The organism is Vibrio sp. 10N.222.47.A9 (genome assembly GCF_963872585.1).
Taxonomy (GTDB): Bacteria; Pseudomonadota; Gammaproteobacteria; order Enterobacterales; family Vibrionaceae; genus Vibrio; species Vibrio splendidus.
On the sequence record NZ_CAWNBB010000060.1, the window covers coordinates 18,518 to 34,674 of the forward strand.

The 16,157-nt window shown below is 44.0% G+C and carries 14 protein-coding genes; 4 read left to right on the forward strand and 10 right to left on the reverse strand.

Annotated elements, in window-relative coordinates:
- Positions 1-37 precede the first annotated feature (37 nt).
- Positions 38-475 (forward strand): DUF3069 domain-containing protein, encoded by a 438-nt coding sequence (locus AACT19_RS20040; protein WP_076648421.1) that lies wholly within the window; start codon positions 38-40, stop codon positions 473-475.
- A gap of 475 nt (positions 476-950) precedes the next feature.
- Here the strand turns inward: AACT19_RS20040 and modC are convergent, their stop codons facing one another.
- The 4 genes from modC to AACT19_RS20060 all read right to left on the reverse strand — a co-directional run bounded on the left by modC (position 951) and on the right by AACT19_RS20060 (position 5,053).
- Entirely contained in the window at positions 951-2,057 is a 1,107-nt protein-coding gene (modC, locus tag AACT19_RS20045) for a molybdenum ABC transporter ATP-binding protein ModC (RefSeq protein WP_004731038.1), read from the reverse strand.
- Positions 2,054-2,752 carry a molybdate ABC transporter permease subunit gene (modB, locus tag AACT19_RS20050; protein WP_004731040.1) on the reverse strand — a complete coding sequence of 233 codons (699 nt, stop codon included), beginning with the start codon at positions 2,750-2,752 and terminating at the stop codon, positions 2,054-2,056. Before modB ends, modC begins: the two co-directional genes overlap by 4 nt.
- A complete protein-coding gene (gene modA, locus AACT19_RS20055; RefSeq protein ID WP_054543074.1) occupies positions 2,753-3,511 on the reverse strand; it encodes a molybdate ABC transporter substrate-binding protein in 759 nt (252 codons plus the stop codon).
- Between the two features lie 75 nt (positions 3,512-3,586).
- Entirely contained in the window at positions 3,587-5,053 is a 1,467-nt protein-coding gene (locus AACT19_RS20060; protein ID WP_076648423.1) for a cobyric acid synthase, read from the reverse strand.
- Between the two features lie 288 nt (positions 5,054-5,341).
- Between AACT19_RS20060 and AACT19_RS20065 the strand changes: the two genes are divergently transcribed.
- Positions 5,342-5,743: a YgiW/YdeI family stress tolerance OB fold protein gene (locus AACT19_RS20065; RefSeq protein ID WP_076648425.1), complete on the forward strand. Its 402-nt coding sequence runs from the start codon at positions 5,342-5,344 to the stop codon at positions 5,741-5,743.
- A gap of 99 nt (positions 5,744-5,842) precedes the next feature.
- On the forward strand, positions 5,843-6,367 hold the full coding sequence (locus AACT19_RS20070; protein ID WP_017087055.1) for a hypothetical protein: 525 nt from the start codon (positions 5,843-5,845) through the stop codon (positions 6,365-6,367).
- A gap of 168 nt (positions 6,368-6,535) precedes the next feature.
- Here AACT19_RS20070 and AACT19_RS20075 read toward each other — a convergent pair whose 3' ends face one another.
- The 4 genes from AACT19_RS20075 to AACT19_RS20090 all read right to left on the reverse strand — a co-directional run bounded on the left by AACT19_RS20075 (position 6,536) and on the right by AACT19_RS20090 (position 11,384).
- Positions 6,536-8,143 carry an ABC-F family ATPase gene (locus AACT19_RS20075; protein WP_076648427.1) on the reverse strand — a complete coding sequence of 536 codons (1,608 nt, stop codon included), beginning with the start codon at positions 8,141-8,143 and terminating at the stop codon, positions 6,536-6,538.
- A gap of 311 nt (positions 8,144-8,454) precedes the next feature.
- Positions 8,455-9,141, reverse strand: coding sequence for a putative ATP-dependent zinc protease (locus AACT19_RS20080; protein WP_017087054.1), 687 nt, complete (start codon positions 9,139-9,141; stop codon positions 8,455-8,457).
- An 11-nt stretch (positions 9,142-9,152) separates the two neighbouring features.
- Complete coding sequence (locus AACT19_RS20085) at positions 9,153-10,337, reverse strand: amino acid aminotransferase (RefSeq protein WP_076648429.1); 1,185 nt, start codon at positions 10,335-10,337, stop codon at positions 9,153-9,155.
- Positions 10,338-10,547: 210 nt separating this feature from the next.
- Positions 10,548-11,384 carry an AraC family transcriptional regulator gene (locus tag AACT19_RS20090; RefSeq protein WP_076648431.1) on the reverse strand — a complete coding sequence of 279 codons (837 nt, stop codon included), beginning with the start codon at positions 11,382-11,384 and terminating at the stop codon, positions 10,548-10,550.
- 121 nt (positions 11,385-11,505) lie between these two features.
- Between AACT19_RS20090 and AACT19_RS20095 the strand changes: the two genes are divergently transcribed.
- Positions 11,506-12,933, forward strand: a complete 1,428-nt coding sequence (locus AACT19_RS20095) for an MATE family efflux transporter (RefSeq protein ID WP_076648433.1) — start codon at positions 11,506-11,508, stop codon at positions 12,931-12,933.
- A 166-nt stretch (positions 12,934-13,099) separates the two neighbouring features.
- Here AACT19_RS20095 and nrdG read toward each other — a convergent pair whose 3' ends face one another.
- Positions 13,100-13,570 carry an anaerobic ribonucleoside-triphosphate reductase-activating protein gene (gene nrdG / locus AACT19_RS20100; protein ID WP_017090409.1) on the reverse strand — a complete coding sequence of 157 codons (471 nt, stop codon included), beginning with the start codon at positions 13,568-13,570 and terminating at the stop codon, positions 13,100-13,102.
- 174 nt (positions 13,571-13,744) lie between these two features.
- Entirely contained in the window at positions 13,745-15,865 is a 2,121-nt protein-coding gene (nrdD, locus tag AACT19_RS20105; RefSeq protein ID WP_076648435.1) for an anaerobic ribonucleoside-triphosphate reductase, read from the reverse strand.
- Positions 15,866-16,157: the final 292 nt, after the last annotated feature.

Genomic DNA, 16,157 nt, shown 5'->3' on the forward strand with positions numbered 1-16,157 from the left:
ATTTTTTTAGCATTGTTTCTTTTTAAAGAGAAATACTATGTCAGACGCTACAAACAACGAAGTACAAGAAATCGATTTAACCACTATCTCACCAGAGCTTCGCCAAGTTATCGAATTTGATGAAGTGCCTAAAGAGATGCACAACATGGTTACTTCTATTCATGAGGTGTCTGAAGAAGCAGTGCGTGAAACTTGGAGCAGCCTTCCAGTAAGCGCACAAAATGTTTTGGACAACTTTGAGCAATTCCACGCTCTAATCTCTGTTAGCCAAGCTTTCGCTGGCGTAAACATGATGGAGGAGTTCCCTACTCTTAAACTTCCAGAAGGCATGTCTGATGAAGAAAAAGAAGAGTACCGAGCTCAACTGCTTGACCAAATTTTACATAACTGTGTAAAAGACATGGCTAAGCAAATCAAGAAAGCGCGCCGTGATGCTATCTTGAAGCGTGATTTCAAAGAAGTTTTCATCCGCTAAGCTATTCATCGCACCTAAATTTAGGTTGAATGCTTAACGAAAACTTAATGATTAAGCCGTATGTTATTTAAAACATGCGGCTTTTTTGTGCCTGCAGCTTTTTCTGTTCGTCACTTATCTGTTTAATCGTCGATATGTCGTTGTGTTTCGTCGTTGCACAAATAATATGACTTTGCACTCATACAGTGTGGCTCAAAACTGGCAGTTATACCGTATAAAAATGACGCATGTATCCATTCATGGAATCAAGATCAATATTCATATCTCGGACAAATATTCATATTGCAGACAAGCATCACACTCGCTGGCAAGCAGCAAGCATCACTGACAAACGTTACACTCGCTGACAAGCAGTAAGTATCGCTGGCAAACGTTAAATTCGCAGACAAACAGTAAGCATCGCTGAAAAGCAGTAAACATAGAAAAGACAATGATCGAACTTATCTCACTCATTGCCTCAAAGGTCGTGCCTGAATCAGTGCGTGACGGCAATATCTCGCTGGGCGACACTCACGCCTTTAATTTGAGCGTAGACTTGCTGACCGATTTCCAAACTCAACTCGTCCAGAGCCCACAAGGTTATGGTGGCCCACAAGTAACAACCAGGCTCTAATTCCAGCTCTACTGCAACACTCTGCTTGTTTGAGCCTTGCTGGTGCGTCTCTACGCTTTTAATGGTCACAGGCAGGATATTACGTATAGAAGTGCCTTGCGGCTGTTCTAGCGTGATAGAGACATCATTTGCCCTAACTTGTAACCTTACCGCAGCTCCAATGTCGCTCGACACCTTCTGAACCCACAACGATGTCGATTTACCAAGCTTCAGTCGAGATAACGCGTAATCGTCATTGTGCTCAGCCAACGTCCCCTCAAACAGTGAACTTTGTTCTGAGAATGATTGCCACGGTTGCATGGCTCTCGATGCCCACACTTCTTCCGTCACACCCGACGAAATGACTTTGCCTTGCTCTATGATCACAAGGTGATTCGCTAAGCGTAAGATCTCATTAAGGCTGTGCGTCACGTAGATGATTGGAATATTCACTGTTTCAGAGAGGTTTTCCAGAAACGGCATCACTTCACGCTTACGAGGTAAGTCGAGAGAGGCCAATGGCTCATCCATCAACAAAATACTCGGCTTAGACAACAAAGCACGTCCAATTGCCACACGTTGCTTCTCACCGCCAGACAGGCGAGCTGGATAGCGATCAAGCAATGAGTCCAAAGACAACAGCGAGACTATTTGCTCAAAGTGCGCTTTGTCAGCACCTTTCATGCCGTACTTAAGATTCGCCGCGACTTTCATGTGCGGGAACAATCGCGATTCTTGGAACACATAACCAACATTGCGTTTATGGGTTGGCAAATTAATACCATTGCGACTATCAAACAGAGTGGTTCCAGATACGCTGATCAAGCCTTTGTCTGGCTGTTTAAGGCCACTGATCGCATTGATAAGGGAGGTTTTCCCCGCACCAGAACGACCAAAAATCGCTGTAATTCCGCTGCTAGGGAGTTCTAAGTCGATATCGAAAAAGGTTTCACCAAGCTGCTGTTGATATTGAAGGATCAAAGCACTCATGCGTTCCCTCCCAAGCGTTTTGCTGACTTTTTGTTGAGCCACTCAGATAGCATTAATGAACCAAGCGCTATCACAATTGAAATGACACACAAACGCGCCGCTTCCATCTCCGCGCCAGGGGTTTCAATAAAGGTATACATGGCCAATGGAATGGTTTGAGTTTCACCGGGAATATTTGAAACGAAGCTGATGGTCGCACCAAACTCACCTAGGCTTCTTGCGAATGAAAGCATGGTGCCGGTAATGATCCCAGGGATCATCAAGGGTAAAGTGATGGTGAAAAACACACGAAGAGGTGAAGCGCCCAATGTGGCCGCGGCCTCTTCCAGTTTACTGTCTACGGTTTCTAGGCTCAGACGAATAGAACGAACCATCAATGGCAGCGCGACAACAACACACGCGAGTGCCGCGCCCTTCCAGCTAAAACTGAATACGATACCAAACACGTCATTAAGCCAAGAGCCAATAACGCCTTGTCTGCCCATCATCACTAGCAACAAGTAACCGATGACCACAGGTGGAAGCACCAAAGGCAAATGGACAATACTTTCTACAATGCTTTTGCCCACAAATTGTTTCTTAGCAAGCAACCATGCCAAGCCTATGCCGATAGGAATAAGCCACAAGATGGCAAACCCAGCGACTTTCAAGCTCAGCATTAAGGCTTGGTATTCGTATTCCGATAAATACATCATTTAACGCACTTCAAATCCAAAACTGTTCAAGGTGTCCTTCGCTTTTTCGCTATTTAGGAAAGTATAAAACTCTTCTGCGACGACTTTATCGCTCAATTTCGCTACAGGGTAACGTATTGGCGTATGTAAATTTGATGGGAACGTCGATACGAGGTTCACTTCTTTAGAAAGCAACGCATCTGTTTTGTAGACAATGCCAAGCTTAGCTTCACTACGCTCTACCAAAGCCAGTGCCATACGAACATTGTTACTTGGTGCCAATCGAGTCTTCACATCGTCCCAGACACCTAACGTTTCTAGCGCTTCTTTCGCATAGATACCTGCAGGAACCGACATAGTATTGCCAACCGCAAGTCTTTCATTCGTTAGCAGTTTAGCCCATTGGTCACCGTTTGAGAGATCCAACGATATTGGCGACTCTTTCGGGGAAATCAGCACCAGTTCGTTTTCGCACAAGTTTGTGACATTGTCACTAGAAACCAATTGACGATCGACTAAATGCGTCATCCATTTTTCGTTTGCCGAGATAAAGATGTCTGCTGGCGCGCCTCTTTCGATTTGGCGTACCAAAGATGACGTGCTCGCATAGACTGGAATAACATCGACAGAATGATCTTTCTCAAACTCTTCGACCAACAAGTTAACCGCATTCGTCATCGACGATGCAGCGTAAACTCGTAGCTTTTCCGCAGCCAAAAGATGACTAGAACTCAATGCCGAAGTTAAGGCGATGGTTAAAAGGATGACTCGCTTTTTCATTATGATCACTTATCTATTGTTCGTTTCAGTTCTTGAGATCGCTTTTAAGTCAGACTAAAGCTTTTAGATTCAGACCTAAATGGTTAATTCCGGCCAAAGCAAGTCAAGATTTAAATGCTCTTCGATGGCATCAGCGATTCGATTGATACCCAGCTCTTTAAGCTGTTCATGGTCAATCGCTGTTACATCGTCGGCTCCTGCCCATTCGCAAATAAGCGACAACGCATCGCTGTTATCGAATACGCCATGCAGGTAAGTACCAAAAATCGAGTTATCTTGATTCACAGCGCCATCAAGGCTGCCTGATTCTAACTGAACCGGTAATGCTATTTCTTTGACATCAGTCCTACCTACGTGGATCTCATACCCTTTTACTTGTGCTGTTTTGCCATCAAGTGTCATGGTGCCGCGCACGTTTGTTAAGGTTTTCTGGTGTGTTAGCGTCGTTTCAGTATCCAGATATCCTAACCCTTCGCTGCTTCCTGGCTCACCTTCAACGCCATCTGGATCGTGGATGATATTTCCTAGCATCTGGTAACCACCACAAATACCCATCACTTTGCCGCCCAAGCGTAAATGACGCTGAATATCTTTATCCCAGCCTTGCTGTTTTAGGTAATCCAAATCTGCCCTTACCGATTTTGTACCCGGCAAGATAATCAAATCTGCATTGTTTACACGTTCACCTTTACCGACATAACGTAAATCAATGGAAGGATTAAGTCTTAACGCGTCGAAGTCCGTATGGTTGCTGATTCGGGTTAGCACTGGCACCACGACTTTAAGTTTAGCTTCTCCGTCAGACTCTTGGGCTGAGGTAATGGCATCTTCCGCTTCTAGGTTAAAACCATGCAGATATGGCAATACACCAATTACTGGCTTGCCGGTTTTCTCTTCTAACCAATCAAGTCCAGATTGAAGTAACGCGATATCGCCTCTAAAGCGGTTTATCACAAAGCCTTTTACGCGAGCTTGTTCAGATTCAGATAACAACTCTAATGTGCCGTAGAGGTGCGCAAAAACGCCACCACGGTCAATATCGGCAACGATGATCACTGGGATGTCCGCTTTCTCGGCAAATCCCATGTTAGCGATATCATTTTCGCGAAGATTGATTTCGGCTGGGCTGCCCGCACCTTCAATCATCACGCTTTCGTATTCTTCAGAAAGTCGGTCAAATGAGTCAATAACCGTATCCATCGCCACTTTCTTGTAATCATGATAACCCGTAGCTTCCATATTACTGATCGCTCGGCCTTGCAGAATCACTTGTGCGCCAGTATCTGAATTGGGTTTTAGCAATACCGGATTCATGTGAACAGTGGGTTCAATGTTACAAGCTTGCGCCTGAACGGCTTGAGCGCGGCCAATTTCGCCGCCATCTTTTGTCACCGCACTGTTTAACGCCATGTTTTGTGGCTTAAAAGGTGCCACTTTGATTCCTTTCCTTGCCAAAACACGGCATAAACCTGCCACCAAAACACTTTTCCCGGCATCTGACGTTGTCCCTTGAACCATAAGGGCGTTTAACGGTGATCGCATCTGTACTTAAATCCTTAATTTCTTAATTTCTTAATTTTCAATTTATAGCTGTAGGCAATATTTCTCTGCCTCCATCTTAACGTCATTGCCGAGTAGATGCTCAATAAAATGAATGGAAAATGAATGTGTTACTCACTCTGGATTCAACCCCAGTGTTGTTTAATAGCTCCATCGAAACGAAGCTTATGAACGATAAGCAGCGCATCAGCAAATAAAACGTACTAACGAAAAGAAACGTTTCAAATTCAGAAAAACGTTTCTACTAAAAACAACATTAAGGGATTCACCATGAAAACAACTGTATTAGCTATCGCATCTACTATTATCCTTGCCCCTACTTTCGCAATGGCTAGTGACCACCACAGCAGCAATAACAGCAATAACAGCAATAGCAAGCACGAGAGCGCTATCGCTTACACAGGGCCGATTGAAACCGTTTCTGTTGCTACACTACTTGCAGACACAAGCATGTTCGCAGAGCAAGAAGCGATTGTAGATGGCAAGATTGTTCGTCAGCTAAAGAATGATACATTTGTCTTCTCTGATGGACAGAGTGAAATTCAAATCGAATTGGATGATGATATCCGCCTAGCACAACCGCTAACTGCTGATACTAAAGTACGTATCTTCGGCGAATACGAAGGCGGCAAGACACCGGAAATCGAAGTGGATCATATCCAAGTTCTATAAGCGATAAATAGAAAACATACTGACTTCAAATAATTGGCCTGCATATTGCAGGCTTTTTTGTATTATACTGCCGAAAAATACAATTTATATGGAGTCACCATGCTAGGTTGCACGAATAAGACTGTCCTTTTAGGACTAGCTGCACTGTGTTCATTCTCTGCGTCTGCAAACAACTTTAACTACAACACATTCGAGCTACGCATGGGGGCTAGCCCTAGTACGTTTGGTGGTGAGTTCACAACACTATTTACTCAAAATGCTCATTTTATCGGTCGTATTGATAGTGGTTTCGAAAGTGACTGGGATGCTGCAGCTGGTGTTGGCTTTAATGGTCCGATTGGACAGTTTGCCGATATCTATGGCCAGATGCTGTTACACAACATCGAGCGAAACGATGAAAACGACATTAAAACGGAAGTAAACATCGGCGTAAAAGCCTGGATCATTGCAAATGTTGAAGTCAACGCACGCCTTGGTCAACTGATTGATAACGATAACAGCAACTCAATTGTTGGTTTTGGTGCTCGTTTTCACTCAACCGATCAACTTTCTGTTGGTGTAGATCTGCGAAACAACGGTACTTATGGCCATCAAATCTTAATGTCTGCTCGATTCGGCTTCTAAACTGAATCAGCTGCCTAGGTTTTATTGATAAGCTAAGGTTTCGTCACTAAGTAATAAATAGCTGTACAAATTACATAGAAAAGCCCCGAACACATTAATGTTCGGGGCTTTTTTGTTTGTTAGTTTCGCTGGCTTTTAGTCGTTCACGCCCTAAGCCAGCGACTTACTTTATAAATTAACCATCAGCATCTTTTTCTGATGATCTAAGTACTCTTCATAAGTACCTTGGAAACTAACCAGTTGCTTGTCTTTCACATCAATAACGTGTGTCGCCAAAGAAGAAACGAACTCACGGTCATGGCTTACGAAGATAAGTGTGCCAGTGTAAACCTTCAACGCATCGTTAAGCGCTTGAATTGCTTCCATGTCCATGTGGTTCGTTGGTTCGTCCATTACAAGCACGTTGATGTCTTGCATCATTAGCTTGCCGAATAACAGACGGTTCTTCTCACCACCTGAACAGTTACGCGCTTTCTTGTTCGCGTCATCAGCAGTAAACAATAGACGACCTAGAATGCCACGTACCATAAGGTCATCGTGCTTCACTGTGCGCCATTGAGAGATCCAATCGAAGATGCTCAGGTCGTTGTCAAAGTCAGTCGTGCTATCTTGTGGGCAGTAGCCTACCGATGCGTTTTCAGACCATTTAACGATACCTTCGTTTTGCTCTAGTTCTTGAACTAGGCAACGTAGCAGCGTGGTTTTACCCACACCGTTCTCACCGATAACAGCAAGACGTGTGCCCGCTTCAAGCAGCAAGTTCCCACCAGCAAACAGTGTTTCGCCATCGAAGCCGTGACTAAGCTCTTTAAGTTCAAGCGCTTGACGGTGCAATTTCTTGCCTTCACCAAAATCAATTGATGGGCTCATACGGCTCGATGATTTCACTTCATCAAGCGTGATTTTGTCCATTTTCTTAGCACGTGAACTTGCTTGCTTCGCTTTAGATGCGTTTGCACCAAAACGGTTAACGAAATCTTGAAGTTCGCTAATTTCAGCCGCTTTCTTAGCGTTGTTTGCTAGAAGTTGGTCACGAATCAAACCAGAAGCTTCTAGGAAGTACTCGTAGTTACCAGGGTAAACACGTAGCTCACCGTAGTCGATATCAGCCATGTGCGTACACACAGAGTTCAGGAAGTGTCTATCATGCGAAATGATGATCATTGTACATTTACGCTGGTTTAGCTCTTCAGCAAGCCAGTTGATCGTGTGAATGTCCAAGTTGTTGGTTGGTTCATCAAGAAGCAGAATATCTGGGTTTGCAAATAGAGCTTGCGCCAGAAGCACACGCAGTTTCCAACCTGGAGCAACTTGCTGCATTAGGCCGAAATGGAACTCTTCTTCGATACCCGCTTGAATTAGGATATCACCTGCACGGCTTTCAGCTGTGTAGCCATCCATTTCAGCGAATTCACTTTCAAGTTCAGCGACTTTCATACCATCGTCTTCGCTCATTTCTGGCAAAGAGTAAATACGGTCACGTTCTTGTTTTACTTCCCACAGTTTTCTATCACCCATGATCACAACGTCGATAACGCTGTATTGTTCAAAAGCGAACTGATCTTGGCTTAGCACACCCAGTTTTTCTCCTGGAGTGATAGAAACGTTGCCTGAGCTTGGCGTTAATGCACCACTTAGGATTTTCATGAACGTTGACTTGCCGCAACCATTGGCGCCGATCAAACCATAGCGGTTGCCGTTACCAAATTTAGCAGAGATGTTTTCAAACAGCGGCTCTGCGCCAAATTGCATTGTGATGTTCGCGGTAGATATCAAAGAACTAATTCCTAAGCGTGTACTGACAGATAATTATTAGGCTATTTCAAGAACCTAAATAAGAAGTACGAAAGTATGGATTAAACAAAAATCGAAGCGCGGATTATATAGAGATCTCGATCACGTTGTCGAGGCCAAACCGTAAACGAATCGTAAACATAGACCATTTAGATGCTTTTCATACGTTATTAACCTGTAAATAGAAAAATCCCCACCAGTTGAACTGACGGGGATTCTATTTATCGACACTAAAGTGTTTTGTTAAAACTATCTCTCTTCAAGTCTAAAAGCCCTGATTATGAGACGAAGCGTTATTTAGTGATTTTCTTTTGAACGTACTTTTGGCTTACATCCACTACCGCAACATCTCTAAAGAAGCTTCTACCCAATAGAATAGGGAAAGAAAGATGCGTTCGATCAGCTAGCGTAAACTCAGTTTTGTCTTTCAGATCGCCGATTTGAATAGAAGCTACGACAACAGCACGTCGTTGTGTGCCTTCCGCGCTCGACTGCTTAATCTTAACCCAACGCTCTACCGGTAAACTGATCTCTTTGGTTGTGATACCGTCATGTTCAATTTTAAACTTAACCCAGTCTTTTCCGTCACGCTCAAAATCAACGATATCTACAGCACTGATCGAAGATGTTGTTGCGCCTGTATCAATACGAGCTTTAAATGCTTCTTTCAAACCAGGAACAAACACCCACTCTTCTTCACCAAGAATCAGTTTTCCATCATCCGTTTTTAACGGTTTTGCTGGCGGCTTTTCAACTGGCTCAGGTTTAACTTCTGGCTCAGTGGGTTTTACGTCTTCAGGCTTCTCTGTAGGTTCCGTTACTTTCTCGCCTTCAGTTGCGTCAGTCTTTGAAGAGTCATCCACAACAGGTTGTTCTACTTGAGGCTTTTGCTCTGGCTCGACAGGAACTTGAGTCGTCGTCGAACAAGCAAACAGGCCACCACTTAGCATTAAAACTACAATCGCTTTCCAATTATACATTCAGTCACCTTTTATTTCGAAACGTTAGCTATCGCTTTAGCTACATAAGGAATATGGGATTCAGAAAGGCCTGCGATATTGATGCGTCCGTCGCCAACACCATAGACTCCATATTCTTCACGTAATTGATTCATTTGAGTTTCTTTAAAGCCTAGTACACTAAACATACCTTTATGGCTTTCAATGAAGTCAAAGTGTGACGTGTTGTAAGTATTTCGCAATTCATCACATAAACTTTGGCGCAGATTTAACAAACGTTGCTGCATTTCACTCAATTCTTGCTTCCAAATCGATGTTAGCTCTTGATTCTGAAGAATTGTTTTAACCAACGCGGCACCGTGATCAGGCGGCATCGTGTAAGTTGAACGAGCAAGCGTGAGAAGCTTACCTTTAGCGTTACTAACGTGTTCGCTGTTCTTACCAATCACAATCGCTGCACCTGTTCTTTCACGGTACAAACCGAAGTTTTTTGAACAAGACGTAGTAATCAGCATCTCTTCTACGTTGTTAGCCATATGTTGAAGACCTTTCGCGTCTTCTTCTAGGCCATCGCCAAAGCCTTGGTAGGCAATATCAACGAACGGTAAGAAACCATTCTTCTGAGATAACTTGGTGATTTCCTGCCACGCTTCAAAGTTGATATCCGCACCCGTTGGGTTATGACAGCAACCGTGCAGTAATACGACGTCTGATGGACCCGCTTTTGCAAGATCATCCAACATTCTTGCAGTATCAACTTGCTTCGTTTCAGGACTGAAGTAGTTGTAGTATCGAACTTTTAAGCCCGCTGCTTCCATCACCGGTTTATGGTTAACGTAGCTTGGGTTTGAGATCCAAACTGTGGTGTCTGGTTGAGAAACTTTCATTAAGTCGCCCAACATACGAAGTGCACCACTTGCCCCCGGTGTTTGAATCGCAGCAACGCGATCCATTGCAGAAGTCCCTTTAAGCAGCAGATCAACCATGCTCTGGTTAAACTCTTCACAGCCTGCGAGGCCAACATAAGCTTTGGTTTTCTGAGTATCGACAACAATGTCTTGAGCCATAGAAACGGCTTTCATGATCGGTGTTTCGCCTTGGTCGTTTTTGTAAACGCCAATGCCTAAATCGACTTTGTCAGTACGAAGATCGCCGCGGTAAGCGACAGAAAGAGATAAAATTGGATCTAAAGTTGGTTTTGGTAGATGTGAAAACATGAAAGTCACAACCCTTTGAAATTCAAGTATTGAATTTTACGTTAACATTTTCGTACTAAAATCAGAAACATTTTTTAATAGAAGAGCTTAGTTACCAGAAGTAATCAGAGATTGGTCATTTTAAGCGAAGATATAGTTTAAATTTCGAACAGTTAAGAGCCAGTTACGCAATGATTAGCTTTATTGTTTAACATACCACAGCTACATCGATCAAACACTCTGCTTGAATTGCCTTGGTGTCATTCCAGACCACGCCTTAAATCGAGTACTAAAGTTAGCGGCATTGGGATAACCCACTATCTCGCCAATATGTTGAATCGACCAATCACTCGACTTCAGCAAGCGTGCTGCGTACTCCATCCTCATGCGCATGATATGAGTCATAGGGCTATGTGAATAATAACGTTGGCACAAACGATGGAAATGGGGCTCTGAACACGGGAATAAGCCTGCCAGCTCATGAACGTTCCATTCCTTGTGGAGCTGCTTTTGTACGTTATCGAACACTCGTCTTAAACGAATCAAATTGCGTGACTGTTGCTGCGGTACCGGCGCATTAATCATGTATTCTATTTGAGCCACACTATGATTAGCAATTGCTCCTCCTAAATCGATGGGTAAGGCAATACTTCTGAGCAAGGTATGAATGCAGGACGACACCACCTCAGCTGCTGGCGAAAGCGTGTAGTTCACTTCATCACTCACGACACCCTCCCATTTTTTATCTGGCGAGAGAAAGATCCATGCAATTTGCCATGTTTCTTCTTCAATCCCGAATCCATTCTCAATGCCCGCAGGCACGGTAATACACGACCCTGGCTCTAGAATGTAGCGACACGCCCCACTTTCTAACCAACCTTTGCCCCTAACCGTATATAGCAGCATGTGCTTTTGTTGGTTTTTCCTATGCACTGAAAAGAAATCTCGACACGACGCCATCCCACACTGAACGATACCGAGCTCTTCGAATGCCAATACATGGCTTTGGTCGACAAACTCTTGATGCGTGTTTTCAGAAATCTCATACCGTTCTTGCTTCTCACTCATTTATCTTTTCGCTCATTGAATTTGCCTGCAACTGAGTCGCCACGTAAGTAATTCGATAGTTTTGGAAAATAGATAGCTTGGCAAAAGTTTGTGATGAACAGGAACAATACAGGCAAACCAAATGCCGATAAACTTCTCGCATATTAACCACAGGGGAAATGCGATGCTCTCGACATATCGTCATTTGGACAAAGAGTTTTGGCAAAAGCTATTACACATTGGTTTGCCTGTCTCACTGCAAACCATGCTGTTTTCATTACTAGGCGTGGTCGATATTTTTATGGTCAATCAGCTTGGTGATTCTGCAACCGCTGCTGTTGGCGTTGGCAACCGCATCTTCTTCTTCAACTTTATCATGGTATCGGGGATTAGCGGAGCTGTGAGCGTGCTAGCTTCGCAATATTTTGGCGCAGGTGATTTCAACGGAATTAGACGCACATTAGCGCAATCATGGGCATTGTCGATTGTCGCCATCATCCCGTTTGTGTTCATTTATACATTGGCTCCTGAATCAGTGGTGTCTGTGGTGGCCTCAGACCCTGATTACGTCCGATTGGCAACGGATTACCTTTGGATAACAGGAGCCAGCCTTATTGGAACCGCGATAGTAGTGCCACTAGAAAGCGCAATGCGATCGGTCGGCGAAGCCAAGCTACCTACCAAGATCAGCATCTGGGCGATCATCATCAATGCGATTCTCAATGCATTTCTGATCTTTGGATTATTAGGCTTCCCAGAGCTAGGTGTGGTTGGCGCGGCAATCGGTACTACGGTGTCTCGATTCTTTCAAACGATAGCGCTGCTTGTTATGGCAAAGAAACACTACGCCCACCTATTTCCGACATTAAGTAATTGGCGAGATGCAATATTACCGAAGCACAGAAAGAAGTACTTCACGATAGCCATACCTATGTTGGTTCATGACACAGCATGGGCGGGTGGCATTCTGATTTATAACGTTATTGTTGGTCAGATGGGCGTTGGCGAGCTTGCGATAATCTCACTGTTATCGCCAGTAGAAAGCATCTTAATATCGGCATTTATGGGGTTTGCCGTCGCTGCTTCGATCATTTTAGGCAACGAGATCGGCGCGAAGAACTATCAACGTGTTGAGAATACCGCTTGGGGATATGTATTGGTCAGCTGTGGGCTTGCGGCTCTGTTAGCCTTGATGTGCTGGTTTGCTAAACCCGCGATCGTGTACATGATCGAGCTTACACACTTAGAGTTCAAAGACACGGCAGTCAACGTTACCTTAGTCATGGCACTCGGCATGATACTGAGAGTCTTCAATATGGTTGGCATTGGCGGCGTGCTGAAAAGTGGTGGAGACATCAACTACAGCATCTTCATCGACCTGTTTGGCCAATGGGCGATTGGTATTCCCCTTGCCTACTTTACTGCGCTAGTGTTGGGTTGGCCGTTAGAATGGGTTTTGATGATTGTGTTACTCGAAGAGCTAGCCAAAATAGTTCTGACGAGCCAACGGATTCAATCTAAGAAATGGATAAATAATCTAATCGACGAGCCTGAGCATATTCCTATTTAGACAGACGCCAAACCGACACTGACGTGCGGGCGATAGATTCAAAAGAACTCACACCCAAAGGCTGATTTGTAGCATTGCGCTAACGATGAAGCCCTTTTTTCTGTTTCTGTTTCTGTTTCTGTTTACGAGAATACTGAATCAGAACAAATCTTATAAGTCAGTAAAGCTATAAGTCAGTAAACCGATGGATGATTTGGTTTGAACTACCACGCCAATCTAACATTGGATCCGCTTTATCTTGCTCGAAGCGACCATCAATCAAGGTATCAACGTATTCCAATACTTGCTTCTGCTTTTCATCAAGCTCATCTAGCTCGTAGCCCGTCCACATCCAGATGTCTTTGCCTTCACATTCTGCTTTCACACGCTGAACAAGCTTAAGCACTTCAGACACGTTCGCCGGATGCATTGGATCGCCACCAGAAAGCGATAAGCCACGACGTTTGATCCGCGGATCGTTCAGATCAGCAATAATTTGGTCTTGTAGTTCTTGAGTGAACAAATGTCCTGAGTCCAACCTTTGCGTCGATTGGTTATAACACCCACGACACTGGTGCACACAACCCGACACAAACAAAGTGCAGCGTGTTCCTGGGCCATTTACAACGTCGATTGGGTGATATTGGTGATAATTCATAAGGCAGTATTGAGAACTCGTGATGGCTTAATAGTTTGAAGTGACATGGTGTAACAGCTGAAACAAAAGAATTGGTATCGACATAGCGCCGATACCAATCTTATTTCTTAAAACGTAGATCTTCTAAGTTCACTAGCTAACGATCGCAGATCTTAACCAAGATCCTTCGTTAGATTAAAGGTGCTTCACGCGGCGTTTAACTTCTTCTTGCTTACCGAAGTTAAATGGTCGTGCATCTGGGCTACCAAGGTAACCACAAACACGGCGTGTTACCGATACTTTGGTTGAGTCGTGATTGCCACACTTAGGACACGTAAAGCCCTTACTTGTACAATCGAATTCACCGTTGTAACCACATTCGTAACACTCATCAATCGGCGTGTTGGTGCCGTAGTAAGGAACACGTGTGTAGCTGTAATCCCATACGTTTTCTAGTGCTTCGATGTTCTTCTGCATGTTCGGGAATTCGCCGTAACAGATAAAACCACCGCTAGAAATTTCAGGATAAGGCATCTCGAAATCGATCTTGTCGTATGGGTTCACTGTCTTCTGCACATCTAAGTGGAAGCTGTTGGTGTAGTAACCACGGTCCGTTACACCATCAATCACACCAAACTCTTTGGTATCGATGCTGCAGAAACGGCTACATAGGTTTTCACTTGGTGTGCCGTATAGGCTGAATGCGTAACCTGTTTCTTTGGTCCAAGATTCCACTTCACGCTTCATGTATTCCACCAGCTCAAGCGCTTTAGCACGCATTTCGCCGTCGTCGTACAAGTGAACGTCTGTGCCGTATAGCGCAGTCATTGCTTCGTGGATACCGATGTAACCAAGAGAAACAGACGCACGACCATTCTTGAAGATATCTGCAATAGAGTCGTCTGCTTTCAAGCGAACGCCACACGCACCTTCCATATATAGGATTGGAGCTACGCGCGCTTTCACGTTTTCTAGACGAGAAATACGAGTTTCTAGCGCACGACGAGCCAGCTTCAGTTTTTCATCAAGCAGTTCGTAGAACTTAGTCATATCTCGTTTTGCGTTAATCGCAATACGTGGCAAGTTTAGGCTAACAACACCTAAGTTGTTACGGCCTTCATGAACCAACTCACCATTTTCTTCGTAAGTATTCAAGAAGCTACGGCAGCCCATAGGCGTTTTAAACGACCCTGTCACTTCTACTACTTTGTCGTAGTTAAGAATGTCTGGGTACATACGCTTAGACGCACACTCAAGCGCTAATTGCTTGATGTCGTAGTTTGGATCTTGCTTCTGGTGGTTCAAACCATCTTTGATTGCAAAAACTAGTTTAGGGAATACCGCTGTTTTACGGTTCTTACCCAAACCTGCAATACGGTTTTTCAAAATAGATTGCTGGATAAGTTTCGAACCCCAGCTTTCGCCTAAACCAAAACCAAACGTCACGAATGGTGTTTGACCGTTAGCCGTGTGTAGCGTGTTTACTTCGTACTCTAGAGATTGGAACGCGTCGTAACACTCTTTCTCGGTACGAGAGATAGCAAAAGCTTCTGAGCTATGAATGTCCCACTCTTTCGCTAACGATAAATGCTTCTCGTAGCTCGCCATTACGTAAGGCTCTAAAACCTCATCGATACGGTTAATCGTAGTACCGCCGTAAATGTGGCTCGCCACTTGCGCGATGATCTGCGCTGTTACCGCTGTTGCCGTAGAGATCGATTTAGGCGTGTCGATTTCTGCGTTACCCATCTTGAAGCCATGCGTTAACATGCCTTTCAGATCGATAAGCATACAGTTAAACATCGGGAAGAACGGTGCATAATCTAAATCGTGGTAATGAATATCACCACACTCGTGAGCTTGTACGATGTCACGCGGCAAAATGTGAGTTTTTGCATAGTGTTTAGCCACGATACCCGCCAGCAAATCTCGCTGAGTTGGGATAACTTTACCGTCTTTGTTGGCATTCTCATTGATCAGATCAACATTGCTTTCTTCGATCAAGCCTTCGATCTCACGAGTTAAAGCGCTTTGCTTTTCACGTGCGATGTCACGGTCATGACGGTATTCAATGTAGGCACGAGCCAGAGACTTATAAGGTCCCTGCATTAGCTCGTTCTCGACCAAAGTCTGAATTTCAGAAATATGAACTTCATCGTAGTCTTCGAGCTTCAACTCAACGGCTAATGCCACATTCAGAGCATAAATAGCAATTTCCTTATCGGCTTTGTCTGATGCTGCTTCCACTGCAGCTTGGATACGATCTCTACTGAATGGAGCTCTTGAGCCATCACGCTTGATTACGATTGATTTCACCACTTCTCCTTACTCTTGAGGTATTCACAGACTTATCCACAAACACACTATATAGAGCGATTTATCGTTTAACTAACACTAGATATTGTGGCGTATTTAACGAGAACCACCAACTTTGAGTATTGATTTGGATCAATAAAACGCGCTCGCTGAACAAGATAAATCCAATATTATTACGTGAGTTCTCAAGTCGAAAAGAAACAATGTAACAATAAAAAAACTGCTAAAAAGAGTTGAATTTTTGGTAAGTGTTGTAGGATAACGGCTCAACTATATTGGACACCAAAATTAG

Coding starts and splice junctions, on each gene's coding strand:
- nrdG (WP_017090409.1), bottom strand. CDS start 13,570: ATGAATTATCACCAATATCACCCAATCGACGTTGTAAATGGCCCAGGA.
- AACT19_RS20040 (WP_076648421.1), top strand. CDS start 38: ATGTCAGACGCTACAAACAACGAAGTACAAGAAATCGATTTAACCACT.
- AACT19_RS20085 (WP_076648429.1), bottom strand. CDS start 10,337: ATGTTTTCACATCTACCAAAACCAACTTTAGATCCAATTTTATCTCTT.
- AACT19_RS20080 (WP_017087054.1), bottom strand. CDS start 9,141: ATGTATAATTGGAAAGCGATTGTAGTTTTAATGCTAAGTGGTGGCCTG.
- modB (WP_004731040.1), bottom strand. CDS start 2,752: ATGATGTATTTATCGGAATACGAATACCAAGCCTTAATGCTGAGCTTG.
- AACT19_RS20065 (WP_076648425.1), top strand. CDS start 5,342: ATGAAAACAACTGTATTAGCTATCGCATCTACTATTATCCTTGCCCCT.
- modC (WP_004731038.1), bottom strand. CDS start 2,057: ATGAGTGCTTTGATCCTTCAATATCAACAGCAGCTTGGTGAAACCTTT.
- modA (WP_054543074.1), bottom strand. CDS start 3,511: ATGAAAAAGCGAGTCATCCTTTTAACCATCGCCTTAACTTCGGCATTG.
- AACT19_RS20060 (WP_076648423.1), bottom strand. CDS start 5,053: ATGCGATCACCGTTAAACGCCCTTATGGTTCAAGGGACAACGTCAGAT.
- AACT19_RS20090 (WP_076648431.1), bottom strand. CDS start 11,384: ATGAGTGAGAAGCAAGAACGGTATGAGATTTCTGAAAACACGCATCAA.
- AACT19_RS20095 (WP_076648433.1), top strand. CDS start 11,506: ATGCCGATAAACTTCTCGCATATTAACCACAGGGGAAATGCGATGCTC.
- AACT19_RS20070 (WP_017087055.1), top strand. CDS start 5,843: ATGCTAGGTTGCACGAATAAGACTGTCCTTTTAGGACTAGCTGCACTG.